This window comes from Amycolatopsis sp. NBC_00438, from assembly GCF_036026695.1.
Taxonomy (GTDB): Bacteria; Actinomycetota; Actinomycetes; order Mycobacteriales; family Pseudonocardiaceae; genus Amycolatopsis.
The window spans coordinates 9,318,650-9,338,866 of the sequence record NZ_CP107923.1; the positions used below are offsets into that span (position 1 = coordinate 9,318,650).

The following is a 20,217-nucleotide window of genomic DNA, read 5'->3' on the forward strand; positions in this document are numbered from 1 at the left end:
CGGCCGGTGCGGGCACGTAGGCTGGTCGGGTGCTCGCTGTAGTCCCGCCCCCAGTCACCGTCCGGGTCCCGGCCAAGGTCAACCTGCACCTGGCGGTCGACGACCTGCGCGAGGACGGTTACCACGAGCTGGTGACCGTGTTCCAGGCCTTGTCGTTGACCGACGAAGTGACCGTCGCGGTCACCGACGACCCGGGCCTGGAGATCTACGGCGAGGGTGAGGGTTCGGTGCCCACCGACGCCACGAACCTGGCCTGGCGCGCCGTCGAAGCGCTGGCCGCGCACGTCGGCCGCACCGAGGAGCCGAAGGTCCGCGTGGTGCTGCGCAAGGGCATCCCGGTCGCCGGCGGCATGGCGGGCGGCAGCGCGGACGCGGCGGCGACGCTCGTCGGCCTGGCTTCCCTCTGGAACCTCGAAATCACCCGCGACGAGCTCGCGGAGATCGCCGCCGGCCTGGGCAGCGACGTCCCGTTCGCGCTCTACGGCGGCACGGCGCTGGGCACCGGCCGCGGCGAGCAGCTGGTGCCGGTGCTCTCGCGGCACACGTTCCACTGGGTGCTGGCCTTCGACCAGCGCGGCCTGTCGACGCCGAAGGTGTTCGGCGAGCTGGACCGGCTGCGCGCCGAGGGCAACCCGCCGCGGATCGGCGCGCACACGCCGGTCGTCGAGGCGCTGGCCTCGGGCGATCCGCGTCAGCTGGCGCTGCTGCTGGGCAACGACCTGCAGGCGGCGGCGGTTTCGCTGCGGCCGGGGCTGCGCCGCACGCTGCGCGCCGGCGTCAACGCGGGCGCGCTCGCGGGCACGGTTTCCGGCTCCGGCCCGACGTGCGCGTTCCTCTGCGAAGACGCGCAGACGGCGGTCGAGGTCGCGGCCGAGCTGTCGGGTGCGGGGGTGTGCCGCACGGTCCGCGTGGCCCACGGCCCGGTGCCGGGCGCGCGGGTGGTCGGCGGGGACGACGCGCCTCGCGCCGCGCCGCCGCGGGTGCACGCGTGAGGCGCGCTGAGTTCGCGTTCCCGGGGCCGTTGCGGGACAAGCTCGTCGGGGCGATCCTCGACGGCACGAAGACGACGACGTCCGCGCTCCTCGCGGGTTATGAAGCCGACGGCGAGGCGCCGCCCGTGGCCGGCGAGCGCGAACTGGTCGTCGACTCCGCCGACAAGGGTGTCGCGATCATCGAGATCCGCGAGGTGCGGATCCTCCCACTGTCCGAAGTGGACCTCGCGCACGCGGTCGGTGAGGGCGAAGGCTTCACGACCGTCGCCGGATGGCGCGCGGACCACACCTCCTTCTGGCACACGGCGCAAGTGCGCGCCGAGCTGAAGGATCCCGAATTCACCGTGGACGACACGACTCCGATCGTGGCGACCCGGTTCACGATCGTGGAAAGGATCGGCTGAGCGCATGGCCAACCTGGTCAACCTGGAGGCGGTGAGCAAGTCCTACGGGGTGAAGCCACTGCTGGACGGCGTCTCGCTGGGCGTCGCGGCCGGGCAGCGCATCGGTGTCGTCGGCCTCAACGGCGGCGGCAAGACCACGCTCCTCGAAGTCCTTTCCGGACTCGCCGAGCCGGATACCGGTCGGGTGAGCCACGTCGGCGGGCTGCGGATGGCCGTCGTCACCCAGCGCACCGAGCTGCCGGACGGCAGCAGCGTCGGCGAGGTCGTGCTCGAACGCTACGGCGCCGAGCACGAATGGGCCGCGGACGCGCGCGTCCGGTCCATTGTGGACGGACTGGGCATCACCGCGATCGGGCTCGACACACCCACCGCGAACCTCTCCGGCGGCGAGCGGCGGCGGGTGTCCCTGGCCGCCGCGCTGACCGGCGAGCTCGACCTGGTCGTGCTCGACGAACCGACCAACCACCTGGACGTCGAAGGTGTCCAGTGGCTCGCCGACCACCTGCTGAACCGGCGCATCGCGGTCGTGGTCGTCACGCACGACCGGTGGTTCCTGGACACCGTCGCGAGTGTGACCTGGGAGGTCGCCAACGGCCGCGTCGAGAGTTACGAAGGCGGTTACGCGGACTGGATCTTCGCGCGCGCCGAGCGGGCGCGGCTGGCCGCGACGGCCGAGGAGAAGCGGCAGAACCTGGCGCGCAAGGAACTGGCGTGGCTGCGCCGCGGCCCGCAGGCGCGCTCGTCGAAGCCGCGCTACCGCATCGACGCCGCCGAGGCGCTGATCGCGGACGTGCCGCCGCCGCGCGACACCGTGGAGCTGATGGCGTTCGCGAAGCGGCGGCTCGGCAAGACCGTGCTGGAGCTGGAAGACACGACGTACACGGTCGGCGAGCGGACGCTGCTCGACCACGTCACCTGGCGGGTCGGCCCCGGCGACCGGATCGGCCTGGTCGGCATCAACGGCTCGGGCAAGACGTCACTGCTCAAGCTGCTCGGCGGCGACGTCGAGGGGTCGACCGGGCGCCGGATCCAGGGCACGACCGTCGCGCTCGCGCACCTGCGCCAGGAGCTCGACGACCTGCCCGCCGACCTGCGGGTGCTGCAGGCGATCGAGCAGATCGCCGGGCGCGTGGTGTTCGGCAAGCAGGAGATGACGGCGTCGCAGCTCGGCGAGAAGCTCGGCTTCCCGCAGGCCCGCCAGTGGACCCCGGTCGGCGACCTGTCGGGCGGCGAGCGGCGCCGGCTGCAGCTGTGCCGGCTGCTGATGGCCGAGCCGAACGTCCTGCTCCTCGACGAGCCGACGAACGACCTGGACATCGACACCCTGCAGCAGCTGGAAGACCTGCTCGACGGCTGGCCGGGCACGATGGTCGTGGTCTCGCACGACCGGTACCTGGTGGAGCGCGTCTGCGACACGATCGTCGCCCTCTTCGGCGACGGCCGCATCACCCACCTGCCGGGCGGCATCGAGGAGTACCTGAACCGCCGCGCCCTCGCCAAGGAGCCCGCGGGCGCGACGGCCCCGACGGCGGCGAAGGCCGAGGCCAAGAAGTCGGCGGCGGACCTCCGCGCGGCGCAGAAGGACCTGGGGCGCCTGGAGCGCAAGCTCGACCAGCTGCATTCCAAGGAGGAGAAGCTCCACGCGGCGCTGCTGGAAGCGGCGACGGACCCGGCGAAGCTGATGGAGCTGAACGCGCAGCTGAAGGGCGTCAAAGGTGAGATCGAGGACGTCGAGGCGCGCTGGCTGGAGACGTCCGAGCTGCTGGAGTGACCGGTCCAACGTTGAAAGCCGTGAAGGCCTCCTTCCCGGCCGTAAGAGCCGGGAAGGAGGCCTTCACGGCTTTCCTGCGCAGGTGCTCAGGCCGGTTTCCGCGTTGATCGGCGGATGGTGACGGCCAGCCAGTAATCTGACGCCCATGAGCAGGTTCGTGGACACGCTCGTCGCCACCGCGGCGGGTCGAGGTCAGCAGCGTGGCATGGTCACCGGGGAGCCGAAGGAGCCGGTCCGGCGGACTTGGGCCGAGGTGCACGAACAGGCCCGGCGGATCGCCGGTGGCCTGGTCGCCGGGGGATTCGAACGAGGCACGGCGGTCGGGGTGCTGGCCGCCGCGCCGGTGCTGATCGCGCCGACCGTGCAGGCCGTGTGGCTGGCCGGGGGCAGCGTCACCATGCTGCACCAGCCGACCCCGCGGACCGACCTCGCCGAGTGGGCCGAGGACACCGTGCGGGTGCTCGGGATGATCGACTCGGACCTGGTGCTGCTGGGCGAGCCGTTCGACCAGCTCGCCCCGGTGCTGGAGCAGAAGGGCATCGGCTTCAAGCTGATCAAGGACCTGGCCGATGCCGAGCCGCTCGCCGAGGCCGTCGTCACCGATGAGGGTGAGACCGCGCTGCTGCAGCTGACCAGCGGGTCGACCGCCGACCCCAAGGCCGTGCGGATCACTTACGGCAACCTCTACTCCAACGTCAAAGCCATGGTCGACCGCGCGGAGTTCGACTTCGACACCGACGTGATGGTGTCGTGGCTGCCGACGTTCCACGACATGGGGATGGTCGGCTTCCTGACCGTGCCGATGACGTTCGGCGTCGAGCTGGTCAAGATCACCCCGGTCGAATTCCTGTCCGGGCCGCTGATCTGGCCCGAGCTGATCACGAAGTACCACGGCACGACGACGGCGGCGCCGAACTTCGCCTACGCGATCGTCGGGCGCCGGATGGCCCGCGTCGACGACGACAACGCCTACGACCTGTCGAAGCTGCGGATCGCCCTGAACGGTGCCGAACCCGTCGACGAGAGCGCCGTCCAGACCTTTGTGGACGCCGGCGCGCGGTTCAAGATGCCCGCGGAGTGCGTGTTCCCGGCCTACGGCATGGCCGAAGCGACGCTCGCGGTGTCGTTCGCGCCGCTGTTCACCGGGCTCACCCTCGACGTCGTCGAGGCCGGCGCGCTGGAGGCCGACAACCGCGCGGTGCCCGTCCCCGAAGGTGACGAGCGGCGTGGCACCGACAGCGTCCGGTCGTTCGCGGTGCTCGGCCGCCCGCTCGACGGGCTCGAAGCGGAGATCGTCGACGACAAGGGCGAGCGGCTTGGCGAGCGTGCGGTCGGCGAGATCCGGCTGCGCGGCGAGGCCGTGACCCCCGGCTACCTGACGATGGACGGCCCGCTCGACACCCAGGACGCCGAAGGCTGGCTCAGCACGGGCGACCTCGGCTACCTGATCGACGGCCAGATCGTCATCTGCGGGCGCCGCAAGGACGTCATCATCATGGGCGGCCGCAACCTGTACCCGACGGACATCGAGCGCGCGGCCACGTCGGTCGAGGGCGTGCGCGCGGGCAACGCCGTCGCGGTGCGCATCGACGCCGGCAGCCGTCGCGAACGCTTCGCCGTCGTCCTGGAGTCCAAGCTGGCCGGTGACGCCGAGGCCGAGAAAAACCTGGTGAAGCAGGTGTCGGCCCGGGTCCGCGACGCCGTCGACATGCGGCCGTACGCGGTGGTCGTGCTCCCGGCGGGCAGCCTGCCGAAAACACCGTCCGGCAAGGTGAAGCGCGCGGCGACGGCCGCGCAGTTCGCGGACAGGATCAAGAATAACGCGGACGCCTGACGCGTCGCTTTCACGTGAAAGTGCCCACCTGGAGGCGGCACTTTCACGTGAAAGTGACGGTCTAGCGCTGCTGGAGGTGCTCGGCGAGAGCCGGTGGGGTGGCGCGCTCCGCGGTGGCTTCCTCCGAGGTGCGGGCGCCCGGCAGGTCCGGGGCGCGGCCCGAGCGGGCGGCGAGCTGCTCCTCGGCCGAGTCGAGGAACTGGTCGACCTCGCGCTCGTCGTAGCCGCGCTTGCCGATCAGGGGCTTCGAGAACATCACGTGGTGCACTTCCGCGGCGGTCAGGTCGTCCTCCTCGGCGAACGTCTTGGCGATGCGCCGGACGAACTCGTCGACCTCGTGCTTGGCGTAGCCACGGCGGCCGATCGGGGCGTTACCGAATGTGACCTCGGCGAGGTCTTCGGCGGTGAACGACATGGAACTCTCTCCGATTCCGGGGTTGGCGGTGCGAACTCCCGTACACCGTCCTAACCCGTGAACAGGTTCCTCGGAAGGGGCAACCCCGAAGCTCACCCCGACGGGCGCCCCGGCGCCCGCCATCGAGTGAGCGGCACTACCCAGCGCCATGTGGCGGGTTTCACACTTCGACCTGGGTCTTCAGCTCCGGCCGAACCACTTCCGGGGACCCGGGGGCGCGCCGTCCTCGGCCACCGGCGGCGGGGCCGGGTTCCGCAACGCGACCAGCGCCGCCTCGGCTTCGTCGAGGAACATGTCGACCTGAGCCTGGTCGTAGCTGCGCGCGCCGATCGGCATGATCGTGAAGTCGACGTAGTGGATGTCGTCGGCGGTCAGGATGTTGCGGCCGGCGAGCGCCTCGGCGATCAGGTCGAGGAACGCGTCCACTTGGTCTTCGTCGTAACCGCGACGGCCGAAGCGGGGTTTGCCGAACGCGATCGCCCGGACTTCGTCAGGGGTCATGGATTCACCTTGCCACCCGTGTCAGCCCGCGTGAAAGGTGTTCTGCGCCGCGGCGAGGCCGGTCGCGACCAAAGCCTCGGTGGCGTCCGCGCAGCGATCCACCTCGAACGGGAGCTCCTTGCGCTCGACCGTCGAAAAGTCCTTCAGCACGAAGTCCGCCGGGTCCTGGCGGCCGGGCGGGCGGCCGATCCCGAACCGCACCCGGTAGTACTCGCGGGTGCCGAGGGACTTCGTGATCGAGCGGAGGCCGTTGTGGCCGTTGTCGCCGCCGCCGAACTTCAGCTTCAGGGCGCCGAAGTCGACGTCCAGCTCGTCGTGCACCACGACGACGCCGGTCGGCGGCACCTTGAAGAACTTCGCCGCGCCGACCAGGGGCCCGCCGGAGAGGTTCATGAAGGTACGCGGCTTCACGAGCACGACCCGGCGGCCGCCGAGGCGGCCTTCGACCACTTCGGCGCCGCTCTTGTGCGCCTTGAACTTGCCGCCGACCCGGCCGGCGAGCTCGTCCAGCACCATGAAACCGACGTTGTGCCGGTTTCCGGCGTACTGGGGTCCGGGATTGCCGAGGCCGGCGAGCAGGATCAGCTCGCCGGCCCCGGGCAGGTCTTCGGTCATGCGCGAATGTTATTCGGCGGCTTCGGCCGAGTCGTCGCCCGCGTCGGACGCGGCGTCTTCGCCCTCGGCCTCTTCACGCTGCGGCTCGTTGACGGCCACGACGAGCGAGTCCGGGTCGGTGATCAGGACGGCGCCCTGGGGCAGCTCGACCTGCGACGCGACGATCTGGGTGCCGATCGGGGCGCCCTCGATCGAGACCTCGAACTGGTCCGGGATGTGCAGCGCCTCGACCTCGACCTGCAGGGTGTCGACGTCCTGGTTGACCAGGCCGCCGGGGCCGGGGTTGCCGGTGACGACGACGGGGATGTCGACGGTGATCTTCTCGCCGCGCTTCACGACCAGCAGGTCGACGTGCTCGATGTAGTTCTTGAGCGGGTGCACGACGATGGTCTTCGTCAGCGCCAGCTCGTCGGAGCCCTCGAGGTCGAGGGTGATGACGGCGTTGGAGCCGTTCTCACGGACGACGCGGGCGAACTCGATGGCCGGCAGCGCGAAGTGCCGCGGGTCCGAGCCGTGGCCGTACAGCACGGCGGGGATCTTGCCGGCGCGACGCGTGCGACGCGCGGCGCCCTTGCCGAACTCGGTGCGCGGCTCGACGGACAGACGTACCTCGGACACGGTGTGGCACTCCTTCAAATCACGAACATGGTGCGGTGAACAGCATGCTGCGGCGGGGATGCGGTGGTCTTGTCGTTCAGGCGGTTGCGTTCGGCGGCGAGTTTCCGGGCGTGCACGACAGCCGGGGGCTACTCCGAGCCGCCGCGTCGATCACGCCGGGCACCCTGGAAGGGCCCCGCCTCGCCGAGACAACCTCAAGAGTGTAAACCAACCTCATCACGGTGGGTTGCGGCGGGTGCCCGGACCAGGCTAGAACCCTCTTGAGCCCGGGACGTGACGACACAAATCCGGTGGCGGAGCTCCGCCGGCCGAGGTGTGCTCGGCGGAGCGGGGGAGAGCAGGGGGCGGGACGATGCGGGCTCGAGGCACGGTGGCGGCTGTGGTGCTGCTGAGCGGGCTGCTGGCCGGGTGCCAGGTGGCGGTCCCGGGCACGCCCGGCGTCTCCGCGGCCGACCGGGAGAAGGCGGACCGGCGTGCCGAGCAGCGCACGGCGGTCGACGCCGCCCTCGCCGCGCTGGAACAGGCCCCCGCGCTCGCGCTGAAGTCGACGCTCAAGGGCGCCGAGCAGCAGTTCCGGATCACCCGCGGCGGCAGCGCGGTCGGCGCCCTGCCGCTCGAGGGTCGCGCCGTCCAGGTGACGGCCGCGGCCGGCCAGTTCTACCTGCAGGCCGACGCCGACTACTGGAAGGCGCACGCGATCGACGAGGGCACGCAGTTCGGCACGAGCTGGGTGCGCTCGCTCGGCTCCGAGCTGCCGCTCGACCCCGCGGCCAAGTTCGCCCCCGCCGCGCTCGCCGGCGCGTTGCGCAAGGCACTGGCCGGGATGGACCAGACGCGCGAGCCGGTCAGGAGCAAGCTCCCCGACGGCACCGAGGTCTACCAGCTGGGCGCCGCGCCCAGCGTCCTGCGCGTCACCACGGCCAAGCCGAACCGGGTCGTCAGCTTCGCGCCGGTGCTGCTCGACCCGCAGGCCGGGCCGAAGTTCGGCGCCGAGTTCCAGGTCGCCCCGCTCGCCGGGGACGCGCTGAAGACGTTCCACACCGACCTCGACAACACCGTCGGCGGGCTGGGACAGCCGTTCGAAGGACTGGTGCAGGCGAGCGCCGTCGTCACGAACGACAACCTCGACTGCAAGGACTTCGTCGGCTCGTGCACCACGACGGTGGACGTCTCCAACAGCGTCGTCGGGACACCGGCCGCCGGCGGGAAGAGCACGGTGCACATCAACCTCTCCGTCGAGGTGAGCGCCGACTCGCTCGGGGCGCAGACGTGCACGGCGGCCGCCGACGCGGAGCCGTACGCGACGATCAAGATGTCCTGCACGGTCAAGTTCAAGCTCCCCAACCGCACGGCCAGCTACCAGGTGCTGTCCAAGCCGAACGCGACGGCGGAGGTGCGCGCGGCGCTCGACGTCAACGCGGTGAAGCAGCAGCTGGCCACGGAGTTCGCGGCGCTGGGCGGCTGACCTGGACACCTACCCGGCGGTGCGTTGCTTCCGTTGAAGTAGGTGATCTTCCGTTCTTAGAGTCGGCTGTGACAGCCGAATTCGAACGGAGAACGTGATGGCCAAGCTGGTGGTTTTCGGGGGGACCGGGTACGCCGGGGGCAGGATCGGCACCGAGGCGCTGCGCCGCGGGCACGAGGTGGTCGGCGTCGCGCGCCACCCCGGCGCGGTGCCCGAAGGCGTCGAAGCGGTGCAGGGTTCGCTGCACGACGAGGACTTCGTCGCGCGGGTGGCGAAGGACGCGGACGTCATCGTGGTCGCCACGCCGGCCCGCGCGCTCGACGGCGAGAAGCTGCTCGACGCCGTGCCCGCGCTGGCCCGGATCGCACGCGAGCACGACGTCCGGCTCTCGTTCGTGGGCGGTGCGGGGAGCCTGCACGTCGCCGAGGGCGGCCCGCGCCTGATCGACACCCCGGAATTCCCGGACGAGTACAAGGAAGAGGCCGGCAACCACGCCGAGGTGCTGTACCTACTGCGCGAGCAGCCCGAGGACCTCGACTGGTTCTACGTCAGCCCCGCCGCCGAGTTCGGCGCCTGGATCCCCGGGGAGCGCCGGGGCGGGTTCCGGGTCGGCGGCGACGTCCTGGTGACCGACGAGAACGGCAAGTCGCACATCGGCGGCGACGACTTCGCGACCGCGTACGTCGACGAGATCGAGGACCCGAAGCACCGCCGGGCGCGCTTCACCGTCGCCTACTGACGGGTTTCGGGGGTCCGGGTGGCGGAGCCCCCGGCCCGAGGCGCAGCCTCGGTCGGGTACTGACGGGTTTCGGGGGTCCGGGTGGCGGAGCCTCAGCTGGGCACCGAAAGTTCCCGGATCACGGGCGCGAACGTCTCGAGCATCGGCTCGAAGACGGTGATGTACGTGAAGCCGTAGCGCTTTCGCCGTTGTTCCAGTTGCCCGGCGATCTCCTCGACCGTGCCCAGCAGCAGCTGGGGCGCGTCGAGGAGCTCGCGGGCGTCCGGCACGGCGCTGCGCTCGGTCTTCTCGTGCCACGCCGCGGCCGCTTGTTCGCGGTCGCCGGTGACTTCGACGTGCTGCACCAGCATGTTGTACTCGACGTCCCGGCTCGTCGCGGACCGGAAGTACGCGACGCGCTCGTCCATCGCCTCGGCGTTGTCGAGCTGGAAGGTGCCGGGCGGCTTGCCGGGCTGCTGCCGGAGCCCGGCGAACCCGACGATGTCGGCGTGCTCCGCGGCCAGCCCGAGGACGCCGTCGCTGTTGCCCGCGATGAGCAGCCGCGGCATCGCGAGACCTTCGTCGTCGAAGTGGTTCCGCAGGTAGCCGAGGCTCTCGGCGAGGTAGCCGATCCTGGCCGACGCCTTCTGCCACGGCAGGCCGGCGTTGTCGAACTCGGCCTTCATGTGCCCGGAGCCGAGGCCGAGGTCGAGCCGCCCGTCGAGCAGCGCGGCCGTAGACGACGCTTCGCGCGCGAAGAGCGCGAGGTTGTAGAAGGGCACGTTGGACACGAGCGTGCCGAGCCGCGGCCGCTCCGTGACGGCGGCGGCCATGGCGAGCACCGGGAACGGCGCGAACCGCCCGGTGCCGAGGTGATCGGGCACGGTGATGACGTCGTAGCCGAGCTCTTCGGCCCGCCGGCACTTCGCGATCCACGCGTCCCGGCTGCCGATCTCCCGGAAGCTGACGCCGAACTTGAACTTCCCCATGTCGGCGACGCTAGCTCCGGTGCGGTCCGGGTGTCGCGGGCTTTCGCGGGCAGCGGAAAGCCCGCCCTCCGCGGCTGGGAGAGCGGGCTTTCCGGGGAACCTCAGGCGTTGCCGTCGAAGAGGGACGTGACCGAGCCGTCCTCGAAGACCTGCTGGATGGCCTCCGCCAGCATCGGGGCGATCGACAGGACCGTCAGGCCCTCGAACCGCTTCTCCTCGGGGATCGGGAGCGAGTTCGTGACGATGACCTCGCGCGCCTTGCACTGCGAAAGGCGCTCGGTCGCCGGGTCCGAGAGGATGCCGTGGGTCGTCGCGATGACGACGTCCGCCGCGCCCTCGTCGATCAGCGCTTCGGTGGCCTTCACGATCGTGCCGCCGGTGTCGATCATGTCGTCGATCAGGACGCAGAGCTTGCCCTCGACCTTGCCGACCACGCGGTTCGCGACGGCCTGGTTCGGCTTGTCCGGGTCGCGCGTCTTGTGGATGAACGCGATCGGGCGATCGCCCAGCGTCTGCGCCCACTTCTCGGCCAGCCGCACCCGGCCCGAGTCCGGCGAGACGACGGTGATGTCGGCGTCGCCGTAGGTCTTCTTGATGTGGTCGGCCAGCACGCTCTGGGCCATCAGGTGGTCGACGGGGCCGTCGAAGAAGCCCTGGATCTGCGCGGTGTGCAGGTCGACCGTCATGATCCGGTCGGCGCCCGCGGTCTTGAACAGGTCGGCGATCAGCCGGGCCGAGATCGGCTCGCGGCCCTTGTGCTTCTTGTCCTGGCGCGCGTACGGGTAGAACGGCATCACGACGGTGATCCGTTTTGCGCTCGCCCGCTTCAGCGCGTCCACCATGATCAGCTGTTCCATCACGTACTCGTTGATGGGGGTGGTGTGCGCCTGGATGACGAAGGCGTCGGTCCCGCGGACGGACTCCTCGAACCGGACGAACAGCTCGCCGTTGGCGAAGGTGTGCGCCGTCTGCGGGGTGATCGTCACGTTGAGGTGCTCGGCGACCTCTTCCGCGAGCTCCCGGTGCGCCCGTCCGGAGAAGAGCATCAAGTTCTTCTTCGGCGTACCTGACTTCGGACTCATGCTGGCGACTCCCCGTCGGTTCCTGCTGCTGAATCGGCGTCGAGGGCGGCCTGCGCCGCCTCCGCCGCGGGCGTACCCGGCCGGCGCCGGATCGCCCAGCCTTCGATGTTGCGCTGCGGCGGCGCCGACACCGCGAGTGTGCCCGGCGGGACATCCTCGCGGATCACGGCACCCGCACCACTGTAAGCGCCGTCACCGATCCGCACCGGGGCGACGAAGGTGTTGTCCGCGCCCAACCGGACATGCGACCCGATAACGGTCTTGTGCTTGTTCACGCCGTCGTAGTTCACGAACACGCTGGAGCAGCCGATGTTGCTGTTCTCGCCGATCGTGGCGTCGCCGACGTAGGTCAGGTGCGGCACCTTCGTGCCGGCGCCGATGTCGGCGGCCTTCGTCTCGACGAACGCGCCGAGCTTGGCCTTCTCGCCGAGCTTGGTGCCCGGCCGCAGGTAGGTGAACGGGCCGACGTTCACGCGGTCGCCCAGCTCGGAGTCGGAGCCGTGCACCCGCACGACGGAGGCGCCGGCGCCGATCGAGACGTTCGTCAGCGTGCTGTCCGGGCCGACGGTGCTGCCTTCGCCGACCGATGTGGTGCCCTTGAGTTGCACGCCGGGCTCGAGCACGACGTCCCGCGAGAGGGTGACGCCGGCGTCGATCCAGGTCGAGGCCGGGTCGACGACCGTGACACCTTCGCGCTGCCAGTGGCGGACGATCCGGCGGTTCAGCTCGGCGCCGAGCACCGACAGCTGGACGCGGTCGTTGACACCCTCGGTCAGCCACGGGTCGTCGACGACCAGCGCGCCGACGTTCAGCCCGTCGCCGTTCGCGATGCCCAGGACGTCGGTGAGGTAGAGCTCGCCCTGCGCGTTGTCGGTCGACAGGCGCGAAAGGCCGTCGCGCAGCACCGCGGCGTCGAAGGCGTAGACGCCCGAGTTGATCTCGGTGATCTCCGCCTGCTCCGGGGTGGCGTCCTTGTGCTCGACGATCCCGGTGACGTGGCCGGCGTCGTCGCGCGTGATGCGGCCGTAGCCCGCCGGGTTGTCGACCACGGCGGTGAGCACGGTGACGGCGTTCTTCGCGTCGGTGTGCTCGGCCAGCAGAGCGGCGAGCGTCTCGGTGTCCAGGAGCGGGACGTCGCCGTAGCTGACGATCACGGTGCCGGTGAGGTCGGCGGGCAGGGTCGCGAGGGCGCAGCCCACGGCGTGGCCGGTGCCCTTCTGCTCGGCCTGCACGGCGGTGCCGACCGCGCGGCCCAGGTTCTCGCCGACGGCGGCCAGCTTCTCGCCGACGGCCTCGCGGCCGTGGCCGACGACCACGACGAGGTGCTCGGGGTCCAGGCCGGCGGCGGCCCGGACGGCGTGCTCGACGAGGGGCCGCCCGGCGATGGGGTGCAGCACCTTCGGCGTCGAGGAACGCATGCGGGTGCCTTCACCCGCGGCCAGGATCAACGTGCTCAGCGGGCCGGTCAACGACGCTCCCAACGATGGCTCCAGTCGTCACTTTCTCCGTGAAAGTGTTCCGGAGGAGTCGTCTCCGGAACACTTTCACGGAGAAAGTGACGCTTGACGGGCACCGATCCTAACTGTGCTCGTCGGGGTCCCACGCTGGGTCGGTCGGTAGGCCTTCGCTGGTCCACGCGCCCGCCGGGTCGGCGGCCATCGAGTTCGCCGACGCCACCTGGTTGCCGCCACCGCGTTTCGCCTGGTACATCGCCGCGTCCGCGCGGGCGAGGACCTGCTCGCCGCGCTCTTGCGGGCGCAGTGAGACGAGGCCGATCGACAGCGTGACGCCGTGCGAGAGGTGGTGCGGCAGGCCGGCGACGGACTTCACCGCGCGGCCGAGCGCCATCTTCGCCGCGGACGCCGGGGTGCCCGGCAGCAGCACGATGAACTCGTCGCCGCCGTAGCGCGCCACGAGGTCGTCTCCCCTCAGGGCGTCACGAAGCGTGCTCGCGACGACACGCAGCACGTTGTCGCCTTCGGCGTGCGACTGCTTGTCGTTGACGCCCTTGAAGCCGTCGAGGTCGACGAGCGCGACGGCCAGCGGCTGCGCGTCGGCCGAGGACGCGAGCTGACGCAGCTTCTCGTCCAGCGCGCGCCGGTTCGGCAGGCCCGTGAGCGGGTCCTGCAGCGCCTGCTGGGTGATCGCGCCGTGCTCGGCGGAGAGCCGTTCGTGCTCGCGGCGGGCGTTCAGGGTGGCGATCTGCGACTCGCGCAGGCTCCACATCTCCGACTCCAGCCGGGTCGCGTAGTCGACCAGCGACTTGCTGACGCCGGACGCGTAGTCCGGGCTCGTGTCGAGGCGGGCCAGCTCGCGGGCGACGTTCAGCCGCATCGACGGCTGCGAGCCGTCGTCACCCAGTGAATCGCGGGCCGCGCGGAGCACGTCCAGGGCTTCCTCGCGGCGGCCGGCCTTGTCGAAGCAGCGGGCGAGCGCGATCGTCACGATCTCGCGTTCGCCCGGGAGGCCGATGCCCTCGTGGAGGCGCCGGAGCCGCTCGATCTGGTCCTCGCTCGGCCGGTGCAGGGCGGGCGCGGCGGCGAGCACGCCGACCTGCTCGACGGCTTCGACGCCGGCCTCGCGCGGGAACAGCGACTCGCTGTAGGGCCCCTCGATGGCCACCGCCATCGACGCGGCGGTGCGGAACTTGTCGGCGCTCTCGTCGTACTCTTCGATCCGCTCCAGCCGCAGGCCCCAGCCGAGCAGCATCTTCACCCGGTTCAGCAGCTGCAGGGTGATCTCGTGCGGGGTCGCGCTCTCGCGGATCGCGGCGGCGGCGCGGCTGCTGACCTCTTCGGCGGCCTCGTACACGCCGAGCTGGTTGAGCACGATCCAGCAGTCGTTCAGCGTCGACCACAGCATCCGGTTCCACAGGCGGACGCCGACCTGGCGGTCCGGGGTCACGGAGTCGTCGAGGATGGCCAGCGCGCGGGCGATCTCGGTGAGCGCGGCGTCCTCCTGCGCGGCCAGCACCAGCCGGCGTCCGCGCAGCGCGTGCGCGTCGGCCCGCAGCAGGGCCAGGCCGTGCCGCCGGGTGTGCGCGAGCATCTCGTCGAGCCGCGGCTCCGCTTCGGCGGCGAGGCCCTTGGTGATCAGCCGCGCGGTCGCGGACGCGCGCAGCAGCTGCGCGACCAGCAACGGCTCGCCGCGGCGCTGGGTCTCGTCGAGCAGCTCGTCCATCTGCGCGACGATTTCGAGCTGGTGGGGGTACTCGGACCGTTGCACCGCGGCGGTCAGCTCGCGTGCTCGTCCGACGAGCCAGGCGTCGGACATCTCGACCATCGCGGGCCGTCTGGCCGCTACCGGGTCGGTCGCCTCTTCGGTCAGCGCCAACCTCCCGGTGTCGTGGTTCGGGGTACTCGGCTTGTGGTGTTTCCGCTGCTCCGCCGCCAGGATTCGAACCTGAACTGTCAGAACCAAAATCTGAAGTGCTGCCGATTACACTACGGCGGATTGCTCCTGGTCAGGATAGCGACGATCGGGTGTCGTCCGCGCGGGGGATGCGTTACGCGCCCGTCTGCGGGGTAACCGGGTCCGAAGTACCGGTGAGAGTTCAGCCACTCCCCACCCGGCGGAACCTCCTGTACCGTAACTTACGGCATCGTAGGTTAGGTAACCCTTTGTAGGGGCACCTCCCAGGAAGAAGTGAAGCGTATGACGGCCACGCTCGACCGTTCGCAGCCCACCGGGGAGCCGCCGGCTCCCAAGGGGCCCAAACCTGTCACCGAAGGCACCCGCGGGATCGGCGTGCAGCTTTCGGTCTACTTCGGCGTGATCGCGCCGTTGGTGGCACTGCTCGTCGCGGTGCCGTTCGCCTGGGGCTGGGGACTGAGCTGGGTCGACGTCGGCATCTTCGTGGTGTTCTACGCGATCAGCGGGCTCGGCATCACCGTGTCGTACCACCGCTACTTCACGCACGGCTCGTTCAAGGCCAAGCCGTGGCTGCGCGTGGTCATGGCCATCGCCGGCAGCATCGCGCTGCAGGGCCCGGTCATCACCTGGGTCGCCGACCACCGTCGCCACCACGCGTTCTCCGACCGCGACGGCGACCCGCACTCCCCGTGGGCGTTCGGCACCTCGCCGTGGGCCATCGCCAAGGGTTTCTGGCACGCGCACATGGGCTGGCTGTTCGAGCGCGACCAGACGAACGCCGAGCGCTTCGCGCCGGACCTGGTGAAGGACCCGGCGATCAAGAAGGTCGACGACCTGTTCTGGCTGTGGGCCCTGGTCAGCCTGGCGCTGCCGGCTCTCGTCGGCGGGCTCGTGTCGTGGTCGCTGTGGGGCGCCGTGACGGCGTTCTTCTGGGCCGGGCTCGTGCGCATCTGCGTGCTGCACCACGTCACGTGGTCGGTCAACTCGATCTGCCACATGATCGGCGAGCGCCCGTTCGCGGCGCGCGACAAGTCGGCGAACTTCTGGCCGCTGGCGATCTTCTCGTTCGGCGAGTCCTGGCACAACCTGCACCACGCCGACCCGACGTCCGCACGGCACGGAGTGAAGCGCGGCCAGATCGACATTTCCGCACGCCTGATCTGGATCTTCGAGAAGTTCGGCTGGGTGCACGACGTGCGCTGGCCGACCCCGCAGCGATTGGCCAGAATCGCCACGGAGAAGAGCTGAGCAAGTAGGGTTCGGCGAGTGGCGGGGAGACGACGTTCAAAACGTGAGCAGGTCACCGGGGCACGTCCGGCCGCCCCGGTGACCCGCGTCCGGATGACCGGCACCGAGCGCCGTCAGCAATTGCTGAACGTGGCGCGGGCGTTGTTCGCCGAAAAGGGTTTCGACGGCACGTCGATCGAAGAGATCGCGCACCGCGCCAACGTGTCGAAACCCGTGGTGTACGAACACTTCGGCGGTAAAGAGGGCATCTACGCCGTGGTCGTCGACCGCGAAACCCAGCTGCTGCTGGACCGCATGGTCTCTACCCTCCACGGCGGCCACCCCCGGGTGATGCTCGAGCAGGCGGCGACGGCGTTGCTGTCCTACGTCGAGGATTCCCACGACGGCTTCCGCATCCTGGTCCGCGATTCCCCGGTGGCGAGCTCCACGGGCACGTTTTCGACGGTCCTGAACGACATCGCGAGCCAGGTGGAGCACATCCTGGCCCAGCAGTTCGCGGCCCGCGGGTACGACGAACGACTGACGGCGCTGTACGCCCAGGCCCTGGTGGGCATGGTCGCGCTGACCGGCCAGTGGTGGCTCGACGCGCGGAAGCCGAAGCGGGACGAGGTCGCGGCGCACCTGGTGAACCTGGCCTGGAACGGGCTGTCGCACTTGGAGCACAAGCCGAAGCTGCGGCTGACCTGACACCTGCTGAAGGTCCGTGAAGGCCTCCTTGAGGGACTCAGAGTCCCTCAAGGAGGCCTTCACGGACTTGGGCTCAGCGCAGCTGCCCGGACTCGTGCAGGTGGTCGAAGATGATCTTGTCGACGGCGGAGACCCGGGAGCGGTCCGCGTAGCCGAGCCACGCGATTTCTTCGATCTCGCTGCTCGCGACCAGCGTTCCCGTGTAGTCCGCCGTGAAGCACGTCATCCGGACCACGACACCCGAGGCCTTGCCGTCCGCCTGGGCCTCGAAGACCCCGGCCGGCTGGATCGTCGGCTCGGCGATCGACGCCGTGACCTCTTCGCGGACCTCTCGGACCAGCGTCTGCGCGTCCGTCTCGCCCGGCTCGCGCTTGCCGCCGGGAAGGTAGTAGACGTCCTTGCCGCGCGAACGGGTGCTCAGGATGCGGCCGTCCACCAGGTGCAGCCACGCGATCTTGTCGATCATGCCGGGCTCGGATCGATCTTCGTCATGACCCGATCCTAAGCACTAGGTTCGGGGACATGGGAAACAGCAGGGAAGTAGTGGTGACCGGCGGCGGCACGGGCATCGGTTACGCCGTCGCGGCGGCGTTCGCGGCGGCCGGTGACCGCGTCACGATCACCGGACGGCGCGAGAAGGTGCTCACCGAAGCCGCGACGCTGCTCGGCGCGCGTCCCGTCGTCTTCGACGCGGCCGATCCCGCGGCCGTCGAAACCGCACTGGGTGAGTTGCCGGACCGGGTCGACGTGCTCGTCAACAACGCCGGTGGCAACACGGACTTCGCCGGCGACGCCGAAGAAGGCCTGGCCGGGTTCGCGGCCGCGTTCGAGCGGAACCTCCGGTCCAATGTGGTCAGTGCCGCGCTGGTGACGCACGCCCTGCGCGACCGGCTCACCGATCACGCTCGCATCGTGACGATCGGCTCGATCGCCGCCCACACCGGCGCCGGTTCCTACGGTGCCGCGAAGGCCGCGGTTGAGGCGTGGAACGTCAGCGTGGCCCAGGAGTTCGGCTCGCGCGGGATCACCGCCAACGTCGTCGCGCCGGGACTGATCGGGGACACCGGGTTCTTCCACGGCAAGCTCAGCGACCGCCGTCGCGAGCAGCTCGTCGGGAACACGATGAACAAACGTCCCGGCACGCCCGCGGACGTCGCCGCCGTGGTGACGTTCCTGGCGAGCCCGGCCGCCGGGCACGTGACCGGCCAGGTCGTGCACGTCAACGGCGGGGCCTACCTCGGATAATCCGGCTGGAAGCCGGTCCCCGGGCGCCAGGTCGGCGATGGCGCCCGGGGACCGGCGGCGGTGCTGCCGCGGGAACGCTATCTTCGGACCGCGTCCAACACGCGTCGGGGGCGGGCGAAAACTCTTGGTGCACACCATGTTCCGCGATCGCCTCGCGTTCCGACAGTGTTCCCGGCACCGGCTGGGCGTGGTTTTTGCATGATCAGGCGGGCGTGATCTTGAGCAGCTTGTCGTTCGTCCCATCCGACGTGGTCAGGTACAGGGCGCCGTCCGGGCCGCTGCGGACCGCGCGCAGGCGGCCGAACTTGTCGTCGAACTCCGGCGGCAGCGTGACGTCGAGGACCTTGCCCGCGGGGTCCAAGTGGTACAGCAGCAGCTTCTGGCCCTTGAGCGCGACCACGACGAGCGCGCCGTCGTTCGGGCCCCACTGGGCGCCGGTCAGGAAGGCGTCGCCGCTGATCGCCTCGGTGATCTTACCGGAAGTCCACAGTGGACTCACCGCGTCCGGGAAGCGCTTGAGGTCGGTCATCGGCACGCTCTCGTCGTAACTCTGGTCGGTGCCGCCCTTCGCCGGGTCCCAGCCGTAGTTCGCGCCCGGCTTCAGCAGGTTGACCTCGTCGTCGAACGTGGGGCCGTGCTCGGCCGTGACGACCTGGCCGCTGCCCGGCCGGATCGCCACGCCCTGCAGGTTGCGGTGCCCGTAGGTGTAGACGAGCCGCTCGCGCGGGTCCGACGAGGTGATGAACGGGTTGTCCGGCAACGGCTTCCCGGTCTTCGCGTCCAGGCGCAGCACTTTGCCGCCCAGGGAGTGGCGGTCCTGCGAGACGGTCGACTTCGCCGTGTCGCCGGTGCCGACCAGCAGCGCGCCGTCCGGCGCGAACGTCGGGCGGCAGCCGGAGTGCCGGCCGCTCGGGTTGACCGGCAGCCCGGTGAGCAGGTCCTTGACCTTCGTGGCGCTCCCGCCGTCGTCGGCCAGCTTCCAGGTGACCAGCCGGATGTCGACGGCCTTGCCACCCTCCTGGTGGTCCTGGCAGGTGATGAACTCGCGGCTGGTCGTGAAGTCCGGGCTGATCACCATGCCGAGCAACCCGCCCTCGCCCTGCACGAGGACGTCGGAGAAGTCGGCTTTCACCTCGGTGGCCTGGCCGCCGCGGACCAGCGCGAGCTTGCCGGGCCGCTGCGGCACGAGGATGCCGCCGTCGGGCAGGAAGCCGATGTCCCAGCCGTGCTCGAGGCCCGCGGTGACCGTCTCGACCTTGAACTTCCCGCTGAACGCCGCCGGTGTGGACGCGGGTGGCGGGACGCTCTGCACAGGGGCGCTCGAAGCCCCCGAACAGCCCGTGACCAGCAGGGACACCACTCCGATGAGACCCAGCGCACGCCGCATACGGCCCATCCTGCCATCAAGCGGTGAAATCGCCGTTCGCCGCCACGCGCGTGAGGAACGCCAGGTCGGCGTCGCCGGGGAGGTAGTGCCCGGTGCCCGGCACGAGGTCGGCGACGGCGTCCGGCGCGAAGGTCTCGAGCCGCCGTTTGGTCGTCGCGGAGTCGACCATGACGTCGTCCGTACCGGCCACGGCGTACACCGGCATGGTCAGCCGGGCCAGCGTGGCGTCGTCGAAGGCCGGGAACGGGCCGGTGCGGTAGCGGTAGTTCGCCGACACGAGCAGCTGGTGCTCGAGGACCTCCGGAGACTTCGCGTCACCGAGCACGCCGGCCACCGACTTCCGCCGGCCCCGCTCGCCCAGCAGCGCCCACAGCACGGCCTTGACCAGGAAACCCTTCTTCATCGGGCCGAGGCCGATCGGGGACCGCAGGGCCAGCGCCGTGACGCGCCCGGGCCGCCGGGTCGCGTAGTCGAGCCCGAGCCAGCCGCCGAGCGACGACGTCAGGAAGGCCGCCGACGCCACGCCGAAGTGGTCGAGCACGGTGTCCAGCCAGGCGGCGTACCGGTCGGAGCCGATCGGCGGTCGCGTCTCGGCGCTCAGCCCCGGCTCGCCGACGACGTCGACGGCGTACACCCGGAACCGCCCGGCCAGCGCCGGCATCCGGGGCGCCCACTCGCCGGAGTTGCTGCCGGAGCCGTGCAGCAGCACCAGTGGCGGGGCCTCGGCCGGGCCGGAGACCAGCACGAACGTCGCACCCTCCGGCGTCGGGACACGCACCCGCTCGTGGGGGACGGGCCACTCCTCGAGGACGCCGAGGTAGCGCTCGCGCAGCAGCCGCGCGCCGACTTCCGACTTGTATATCGTCATGCAACA

At 70.5% G+C, this 20,217-nt stretch carries 20 protein-coding genes and 1 tRNA gene; 9 read left to right on the top strand and 12 right to left on the bottom strand.

All coding sequences use genetic code 11. The features are described 5' to 3' along the window. The first annotated feature begins 29 nt into the window (after positions 1-29). The 4 genes from OG494_RS42955 to OG494_RS42970 all read left to right on the top strand — a co-directional run bounded on the left by OG494_RS42955 (position 30) and on the right by OG494_RS42970 (position 5,001). Entirely contained in the window at positions 30-992 is a 963-nt protein-coding gene (locus OG494_RS42955; RefSeq protein WP_328448729.1) for a 4-(cytidine 5'-diphospho)-2-C-methyl-D-erythritol kinase, read from the top strand. Then, complete coding sequence (locus OG494_RS42960) at positions 989-1,396, top strand: ASCH domain-containing protein (RefSeq protein ID WP_328448730.1); 408 nt, start codon at positions 989-991, stop codon at positions 1,394-1,396. Before OG494_RS42955 ends, OG494_RS42960 begins: the two co-directional genes overlap by 4 nt. 4 nt (positions 1,397-1,400) lie before the next feature. Next, complete coding sequence (locus OG494_RS42965; RefSeq protein ID WP_328448731.1) at positions 1,401-3,167, top strand: ABC-F family ATP-binding cassette domain-containing protein; 1,767 nt, start codon at positions 1,401-1,403, stop codon at positions 3,165-3,167. Positions 3,168-3,312: 145 nt separating this feature from the next. After that, positions 3,313-5,001 (top strand): fatty acyl-AMP ligase, encoded by a 1,689-nt coding sequence (locus OG494_RS42970; RefSeq protein WP_328448733.1) that lies wholly within the window; start codon positions 3,313-3,315, stop codon positions 4,999-5,001. Between the two features lie 61 nt (positions 5,002-5,062). On the opposite strand, the gene OG494_RS42975 is transcribed toward OG494_RS42970, so the two are convergent. From OG494_RS42975 to OG494_RS42990, 4 genes are all read right to left on the bottom strand, one after another. Next, positions 5,063-5,416, bottom strand: a complete 354-nt coding sequence (locus tag OG494_RS42975) for a DivIVA domain-containing protein (RefSeq protein ID WP_328448735.1) — start codon at positions 5,414-5,416, stop codon at positions 5,063-5,065. 180 nt (positions 5,417-5,596) lie between these two features. Next, on the bottom strand, positions 5,597-5,917 hold the full coding sequence (locus OG494_RS42980; protein WP_328448737.1) for a DivIVA domain-containing protein: 321 nt from the start codon (positions 5,915-5,917) through the stop codon (positions 5,597-5,599). A 21-nt stretch (positions 5,918-5,938) separates the two neighbouring features. Continuing rightward, a complete protein-coding gene (gene pth, locus OG494_RS42985; protein ID WP_328448739.1) occupies positions 5,939-6,532 on the bottom strand; it encodes an aminoacyl-tRNA hydrolase in 594 nt (197 codons plus the stop codon). Between the two features lie 9 nt (positions 6,533-6,541). Further along, entirely contained in the window at positions 6,542-7,150 is a 609-nt protein-coding gene (locus tag OG494_RS42990; protein WP_328448740.1) for a 50S ribosomal protein L25/general stress protein Ctc, read from the bottom strand. Positions 7,151-7,520: 370 nt separating this feature from the next. On the opposite strand from OG494_RS42990, the gene OG494_RS42995 reads away from it, so the two are divergent. Next, a complete protein-coding gene (locus OG494_RS42995; protein ID WP_442874533.1) occupies positions 7,521-8,615 on the top strand; it encodes a hypothetical protein in 1,095 nt (364 codons plus the stop codon). 97 nt (positions 8,616-8,712) lie between these two features. Further along, complete coding sequence (locus OG494_RS43000; RefSeq protein ID WP_328448744.1) at positions 8,713-9,354, top strand: NAD(P)-dependent oxidoreductase; 642 nt, start codon at positions 8,713-8,715, stop codon at positions 9,352-9,354. Positions 9,355-9,446: 92 nt separating this feature from the next. Here the strand turns inward: OG494_RS43000 and OG494_RS43005 are convergent, their stop codons facing one another. From OG494_RS43005 to OG494_RS43025, 5 genes are all read right to left on the bottom strand, one after another. After that, positions 9,447-10,322, bottom strand: a complete 876-nt coding sequence (locus OG494_RS43005; protein WP_328448746.1) for a TIGR03621 family F420-dependent LLM class oxidoreductase — start codon at positions 10,320-10,322, stop codon at positions 9,447-9,449. 101 nt (positions 10,323-10,423) lie between these two features. Continuing rightward, positions 10,424-11,404, bottom strand: coding sequence for a ribose-phosphate diphosphokinase (locus OG494_RS43010; protein WP_328448748.1), 981 nt, complete (start codon positions 11,402-11,404; stop codon positions 10,424-10,426). Beyond that, positions 11,401-12,873, bottom strand: a complete 1,473-nt coding sequence (glmU, locus tag OG494_RS43015; RefSeq protein ID WP_328448750.1) for a bifunctional UDP-N-acetylglucosamine diphosphorylase/glucosamine-1-phosphate N-acetyltransferase GlmU — start codon at positions 12,871-12,873, stop codon at positions 11,401-11,403. Before glmU ends, OG494_RS43010 begins: the two co-directional genes overlap by 4 nt. Positions 12,874-12,982: 109 nt before the next feature. Continuing rightward, positions 12,983-14,737, bottom strand: a complete 1,755-nt coding sequence (locus tag OG494_RS43020) for a GGDEF domain-containing protein (protein ID WP_328448752.1) — start codon at positions 14,735-14,737, stop codon at positions 12,983-12,985. Between the two features lie 48 nt (positions 14,738-14,785). Next, positions 14,786-14,857: transfer RNA gene (locus tag OG494_RS43025), tRNA-Gln, on the bottom strand. 201 nt (positions 14,858-15,058) lie between these two features. Between OG494_RS43025 and OG494_RS43030 the strand changes: the two genes are divergently transcribed. Beyond that, the gene (locus tag OG494_RS43030; RefSeq protein WP_328448754.1) at positions 15,059-16,024 is read left to right on the top strand and encodes an acyl-CoA desaturase; all 966 of its coding nucleotides are present in this window, start codon (positions 15,059-15,061) and stop codon (positions 16,022-16,024) included. A gap of 93 nt (positions 16,025-16,117) precedes the next feature. Continuing rightward, positions 16,118-16,711: a TetR/AcrR family transcriptional regulator gene (locus OG494_RS43035; RefSeq protein ID WP_328448756.1), complete on the top strand. Its 594-nt coding sequence runs from the start codon at positions 16,118-16,120 to the stop codon at positions 16,709-16,711. A gap of 73 nt (positions 16,712-16,784) precedes the next feature. Here OG494_RS43035 and OG494_RS43040 read toward each other — a convergent pair whose 3' ends face one another. After that, positions 16,785-17,177 carry an NUDIX hydrolase gene (locus OG494_RS43040; protein WP_328448758.1) on the bottom strand — a complete coding sequence of 131 codons (393 nt, stop codon included), beginning with the start codon at positions 17,175-17,177 and terminating at the stop codon, positions 16,785-16,787. Positions 17,178-17,233: 56 nt separating this feature from the next. Here OG494_RS43040 and OG494_RS43045 point away from each other — a divergent pair, with 56 nt between their 5' ends. Continuing rightward, positions 17,234-17,956: an SDR family NAD(P)-dependent oxidoreductase gene (locus OG494_RS43045; RefSeq protein WP_328448760.1), complete on the top strand. Its 723-nt coding sequence runs from the start codon at positions 17,234-17,236 to the stop codon at positions 17,954-17,956. A 202-nt stretch (positions 17,957-18,158) separates the two neighbouring features. Here OG494_RS43045 and OG494_RS43050 read toward each other — a convergent pair whose 3' ends face one another. Both OG494_RS43050 and OG494_RS43055 read right to left on the bottom strand, forming a co-directional pair. Further along, complete coding sequence (locus OG494_RS43050; protein WP_328448762.1) at positions 18,159-19,343, bottom strand: PQQ-dependent sugar dehydrogenase; 1,185 nt, start codon at positions 19,341-19,343, stop codon at positions 18,159-18,161. A 16-nt stretch (positions 19,344-19,359) separates the two neighbouring features. Then, on the bottom strand, positions 19,360-20,211 hold the full coding sequence (locus OG494_RS43055; RefSeq protein WP_328448763.1) for an alpha/beta fold hydrolase: 852 nt from the start codon (positions 20,209-20,211) through the stop codon (positions 19,360-19,362). Between the last annotated feature and the right edge of the window lie 6 nt (positions 20,212-20,217).